General features: G+C 41.1%; 6 protein-coding genes and 1 pseudogene. 2 read left to right on the forward strand and 5 right to left on the reverse strand.

All coding sequences use genetic code 11. From position 1 onward, the window contains the following. Positions 1-20 precede the first annotated feature (20 nt). Both dmeF and HLH16_RS15270 read left to right on the forward strand, forming a co-directional pair. A pseudogene (gene dmeF, locus HLH16_RS15265) lies at positions 21-1,033 on the forward strand (CDF family Co(II)/Ni(II) efflux transporter DmeF). Between the two features lie 84 nt (positions 1,034-1,117). Beyond that, positions 1,118-1,819: a DsbC family protein gene (locus HLH16_RS15270; protein WP_171529951.1), complete on the forward strand. Its 702-nt coding sequence runs from the start codon at positions 1,118-1,120 to the stop codon at positions 1,817-1,819. An 87-nt stretch (positions 1,820-1,906) separates the two neighbouring features. Here the strand turns inward: HLH16_RS15270 and HLH16_RS15275 are convergent, their stop codons facing one another. The 5 genes from HLH16_RS15275 to HLH16_RS15295 form a co-directional block, all read right to left on the reverse strand. Continuing rightward, positions 1,907-2,164 (reverse strand): GlsB/YeaQ/YmgE family stress response membrane protein, encoded by a 258-nt coding sequence (locus HLH16_RS15275; RefSeq protein WP_171529952.1) that lies wholly within the window; start codon positions 2,162-2,164, stop codon positions 1,907-1,909. 176 nt (positions 2,165-2,340) lie between these two features. Then, the gene (gene hpt, locus HLH16_RS15280) at positions 2,341-2,868 is read right to left on the reverse strand and encodes a hypoxanthine phosphoribosyltransferase (RefSeq protein ID WP_171529953.1); all 528 of its coding nucleotides are present in this window, start codon (positions 2,866-2,868) and stop codon (positions 2,341-2,343) included. A gap of 221 nt (positions 2,869-3,089) precedes the next feature. Further along, positions 3,090-4,406, reverse strand: a complete 1,317-nt coding sequence (gene guaD, locus HLH16_RS15285; protein ID WP_171529954.1) for a guanine deaminase — start codon at positions 4,404-4,406, stop codon at positions 3,090-3,092. Positions 4,407-4,612: 206 nt separating this feature from the next. Further along, positions 4,613-5,569 (reverse strand): TerC family protein, encoded by a 957-nt coding sequence (locus tag HLH16_RS15290; protein ID WP_171529955.1) that lies wholly within the window; start codon positions 5,567-5,569, stop codon positions 4,613-4,615. Positions 5,570-5,890: 321 nt separating this feature from the next. Continuing rightward, a partial coding sequence (locus HLH16_RS15295; RefSeq protein ID WP_171529569.1) for a transposase occupies positions 5,891-6,000 on the reverse strand: 110 nt, incomplete at its 5' end.

The following is a 6,000-nucleotide window of genomic DNA, read 5'->3' on the forward strand; positions in this document are numbered from 1 at the left end:
TATATTTAAGCGCTAAAATTATGCAAAAAGCCCCATTGACCAGAACGCACGCTCATCAGTTTGATGAAGGTAATCCCCTCGCCCAAAAACGTATTCTATGGGCGACTATTCTAACGGCAGTGATGATGCTATTAGAAGTGGCTGGGGGATGGATTTACAACTCTATGGCATTACTTGCCGATGGTTGGCACATGAGTTCACATATGCTGGCCTTGGGACTGGCTTATTTTGCCTATCGTTCTGCACGTCGTTATGCACAAGATAGCCGTTTTAGTTTTGGCACCTGGAAAATTGAAATTTTAGCCGGCTATAGCAGCGCGATCTTACTGATGGTGGTGGCGATATTTATGGCATTCCAATCAATAGAACGACTAATAAATCCCATAGATATTCATTATAACCAGGCCATTCCAATTGCAATTCTCGGCTTGGTGATTAATTTAATCTGTGCATGGTTACTGCATGATGATCACCATCACCATCACCATCACCATCACCATCACCATCACCATCACCATCACCATCACGAACATGAAAATGAGCACGCTCATGGTCATCACGACTTAAACCAGAAAGCGGCATTTATGCATGTGGTGGCAGATGCTGTGACTTCAGTGTTTGCGATTATTGCGCTGTTTGCTGCAAAGTATTTAGATTGGGGTTTTCTCGATGCGGTACTCGGGATTGCAGGCTCCATTCTGGTGGCAAAATGGGCAATTGGCCTGATTAAAGAAACAGGAAAAACCTTGCTCGATGCAGAAATGGATCATCCGGTAGTGGAAGAAATCCGGGAAGTGATTGCTGAATTTTCTGTGGTAGAAATCACTGACCTGCATGTCTGGAAAGTTGGCAAAGGCAAATTTTCCTGTATTTTGGCTTTGGCAACCGATTCTAATTTGAAAGCGGATCAAGTTCGTGAAGCACTGTCTATCCATGACGAACTTGTGCATATTTCTGTAGAAATAAATCCACTATAAATCATGTCAATGTTCCACGTGAAACCGTGATGATGAAATATGTGTGCTTTCAGTAAGGACTGCTAAAATTAACTCAATCTGTCGTTAAATTTTAAGTAGAATCGCGTTGAATAATTGGAATCTATGATGAGCAAAAAAACATGATTAAAAAAACATTGGCATTCGCCTTGGTCAGTTTTATTTCGAGCTTAAGTTTGGCGAATGTTGATACGGTCAAAAGCAACCTCACCAAACAACACCCAAAATTAAACATTGAAAATATTCAAGCCACCGATATGAAAGGCATTTATAGCGGTTCAATGGATGGTCAAGTGGTGTATGTCGGTGAAGATGCGCAACATATTCTGGTTGGCTCAATGTACCGTTTAAGTGATCAGAAAAATTTGACCAAAGATTTAGTGCTTAAACAAAACAGCATTGATTGGAAAAAATTGCCTTTACAGGATGCAGTGAAAAGTGTGCGAGGTAATGGGAAACGCCAGATCGCGATTTTTTCTGACCCAAATTGCCCGTATTGCAAACAACTTGAGACTGAATTAAGCAAGTTGAACGATGTCACGATTTACACTTTTATTTATCCTATCAAAAACCAGTCTATTGCTGTTTCAAAGCAAGTTTTCTGCGAAAAAGCTCCTGCCTTGGCTTGGTCAAATTTGATCAGTAAGGGGATTCAGCCAAGTTCTAAAAAAACCTGTGCCAATCCGATTGAGCGTAATTTGAGTTTAGGAAAATCATTGGGGTTAAATGGAACACCTGCCATTATTTTCTCCAATGGTTTTAAAGTGATGGGTTCCCACCCTGCTCAAGAAATAGAAAAAATGTGGAAAGAGCTGGGTCTGTAACAGGTTTATTTCCTGATGAATCAAACCCTAAAAAAGCACCTGAACAGGTGCTTTTTTATTAGAGTAACTGAGCATTTGAAGGAGGATTTAAATGCCTGATTTTTTTGCAATCAGATTATAAAAGAATAGGATAATGAGGGCACCGATCACCGAAGCAATAAAGCCTGCTGCAGAGTTTTCACCGTAGAGGCCGAGCAATCGTCCACTGTAAGTTGCCAATAAAGAACCTGCAATACCCAACAAAGTCGTAACAATAAATCCTGATTTATCATTTCCGGGATGAATAGCGCGTGCAATTAAACCTGCAATAAAACCGACCACGATCGCAACTATAAGTGACCACATATGTCTTCTCCATTTATCGTTTGTTTATATACTTTCATTACGCTTTCATTTTTATAATTAATCATTTATGCAAAAGGAAACAGTTGAGTCCTGCTAAAAACTGTTATTTTTTTGTTCTGGTTAAAAGATGAAGGATAAAAAAGTGGCCTTCGGCCACTTTAAGTATCTGGTGGGTCTTATAGACCAATTTCGCCAATAAATGGAATGTGGCGATATTTTTGGTCGAAGTCCAAGCCGTAACCGACAATAAACTTATCTTCCACTTCAAAGCCTAAAAACTTCACTTCAAGTTCAATTTCGCGGCGTGAAGGTTTACTAATTAAAGTACACAGTTCAATAGAATTAGGATTACGCGTACTTAAAATTTCCAGCACTTTGCTGAGGGTATTGCCTGAGTCAATAATATCTTCGACAATAAGAACATCTTTACCGCGAATTTCGCCGTCCAGGTCTTTTAAGATTTTGACATCACGAGTTGAAACCGTACCGCCACCGTAACTTGATACCGTCATAAAGTCGAGTTCATGCGGTTTGCTAATTGCACGACATAAATCAGCCATAAAAATGACTGAACCACGCAGTAAACCAATCAAAACAAGTTCTTTGTCACTATTGGCATAGTGAGCATCAATTTTTGCACCAAGCTCTTTGACTTTCGCGTGAATCTCTTCAGCTGAGATCATTACGCTCATATGAACGGTCATGGGTAGATACCTAAAAGCAAATCAAAAAATAAAAAAGGTGTTGACCAGCAACACCTCAAAAGATGTTTTAATTTTAATACATCTGCTCAACAGATGCATCTTTTTTGCACCTGAATGTGTATCAAGTCTTGATTTTCGGGGTATCACGCTTAAGCAACACAGCACAAGCTGCAGCTATTCCAACACACAAAAACATCTTTTTATAGGATCTTTTTGTGGTCTTATGCTTTGACATACGCCGGTTCTCCATAGATATAAGTCGCCTGGATATTACGATCATCGCCCATGGTCATCAGTGCAAATAATGCATCTTCAATACCTTTGGCACGTTCCTGACGCAGTGCCTGTAATGCAGTGGCTTTTAAATCCAGTACAATAAAATCGGCTTCTTTACCCAGGTTAAAGTTGCCCAGTTTATCATCCAGATCTAAAGCATTGGCTCCACCCAAGGTGGCGTGATACAAGGACTCAAATGCAGAGAGTTTATCGCCCTGAATCTGTTGCACTTTATAGGCTTCATTTAAGGTTTGCAGCTGGTTAAATGAAGTGCCTGCACCAATGTCCGTACCCAAACCGACTTTAACCTGTTTTTCCCAGGTTTTTTTCAAGGGAAATAAACCACTGCCCAAGAATAGATTGGACGTTGGGCAAAATGCAATCGCTGAGTTGGTTTGATGCATACAGTCCCATTCGGCCTCTTCTAAATGCACACAGTGAGCAAAGACCGAGCGCTGCCCTGTTAAGCCATAATGATGATAAACATCCAGATAGCCTTTTTGTTCTGGAAATAAATCTTTTACCCACGCTATTTCATTTTTATTTTCACTTAAATGAGTGTGTACATACACTTCAGGATATTCAGCTTTTAACTGTCCTGCTTTTGCAAGTTGTTCTGGTGTAGATGTGGGCGCAAAACGTGGAGTAATCGCATACAGGTTCCGGCCTTTGCCATGCCATTTTTCAATTAGTGCTTTAGAGTCATTATAAGAACTTTCAGCTGTGTCACACAGATCTGCAGGGGCATGGCGATCCATCATCACCTTGCCGGCAATTAAACGCATTTGATGCTGTTCAGCCGCTTCAAATAAGGCATTGACTGAGTCAGCATGTACGCTACAAAAAACTAAGGCTGTAGTGGTGCCGTTTTTTAATAATTCCTGCACAAAAAAATGTGCGATTTTGTCGGCATAGGCTTTGTCCTTAAATTGCAATTCTGTAGGAAAGGTATAGGTGTCGAGCCATTCTAGCAGTTGTTCCCCATAAGCACCGACCATCTCGGTTTGTGGAAAATGGATATGGGTGTCGATGAACCCCGGCACAATCAGTTGTTCAGGATAATGTTCAAGTGGCATCTCTTGATTCAGCACATTTTGACCCTCTTGCCATGTCCCAAACCAGCTGATTTTTCCAGCGTTAGTGATGAGCAAGCCATCTTCAATATAACGAATGGCTTGAGCAATATCGGAGGCTTGGGAAACGGTGTGTTGAACATCAAGAAAGCGACCACGAACGGCGCGTTGAGCCTGAATAGCAGACATACAATAACCTTTTAATTTCTCATTTTTTCAATTGATTGTACCTGAAATATTTTGCTTAAACCCTATCGCCTCAGTTTATAAGTCCTCCCCTGTTTTATGGATCCAGTCTGATTGTTAGGATTTGAAAACCTAACCCTCAATTGCAATATCGGCATAAAAAAGCCTTCCATCTATGCGATGGAAGGCTGGATCATTTTATTTAAAAATTACTGTTGCTCTTGCTGCTTATTATAGCGAATTGATAACCACGCGGTAATCGCCAGTACAATCACAATAAAGCTGAGTGATATCCAAATAGGCATATGGAACACATCGAGCATCAACATTTTAAAACCAATAAACAGCAAGATAATCCCGAGGCCATAGGGTAAGTAGTGCATTTTAGACGCCGCGCCTGCCAGTAAGAAGAACATGGCACGCAAACCCAAGATCGCCATGAGGTTGGCGGTCAAGACAATGAAGGGATCGCTGGTGACCGCAAAAATAGCCGGAATGGAATCGACTGCGAAAATGACATCCGAGCCTTCAACCAAAATCAGTACCAGAAATAATGGCGTTGCCCATAACACGCCGTTTTGACGCACAAAGAACTTATGTCCATCGAGCTGAGGGGTAATACGCATATGTTTGCGTAACCACTTCAAGATAGCCATATCTTCAATATTGGGATTGTCTTCGTGGCCTTTAAGAAATTTAAAGCCGGTATAAACTAGGAAGGCACCGAAGATATAAAGCACCCAGGAGAATTCCTGAACGAACCATGCACCGATAAAAATAAACAGAGTACGCAACACAATGGCACCCAGTACGCCATAGAGCAAAATTTTACGTTGCAAGGCTGGAGGAATGGCAAAGGCAGCAAAAATCATCAACCAGACAAACACGTTATCAATCGCGAGTGATTTCTCTAACAGATAACCCGCAAAGTATTCCATGGTTTTTTGATTGGCTAAGGCAACACCCGCCGTTTGCTGCAAATACAGCCATAAAGCGCCAGCGAACAGGATGGATACACTGACCCAGGCAATGCTCCAATAGGCTGCTGACCTAATTTTAACGGGCTGGTCTTCTTTATTTTTGAAGCCAAGAAAGTCGACGATGAGCATCACTGCCACCATCGCAAAAAATGCCAGATACAACCCAGGGTTGCCGATGGATTCCATAAAAAATCTCCACATCCGACAACTGGTCATAAAAAAACCTTGACCTGTTGCCAGATGATTTAAACATCTGTGTCAACATGATCAAGGTCTTGCCTACATCTGAATATCCATATTGGGTAATTTCAGATGCTCAGATACCGACTTTTTGCAAAGTGTAATGACGATATTCTGACACGTAAGTCATTTAAAAAGATCAAATGGCTTACGTTTGGAGGAGGCTACTCCCCTTGTTCAACTTAATTTTGTTTTGGATCTAATCCAAATGTGGCTGAAGAATCGCATATTTATGAGAATTGTGCAAATTTTATCTAGGGCGTGTCATCAATTAAGCCATATCATGATTGAGGCAAGGTAGATCGCTGACAGGAAGTTTTGAGCCAATTTATCATAGCGCGTAGCAATACCTCGATACTGCTTGAGCTTGGCGAAGA

The sequence above is a fragment of the Acinetobacter sp. ANC 5378 genome (assembly GCF_013004315.1).
Taxonomy (GTDB): Bacteria; Pseudomonadota; Gammaproteobacteria; order Pseudomonadales; family Moraxellaceae; genus Acinetobacter.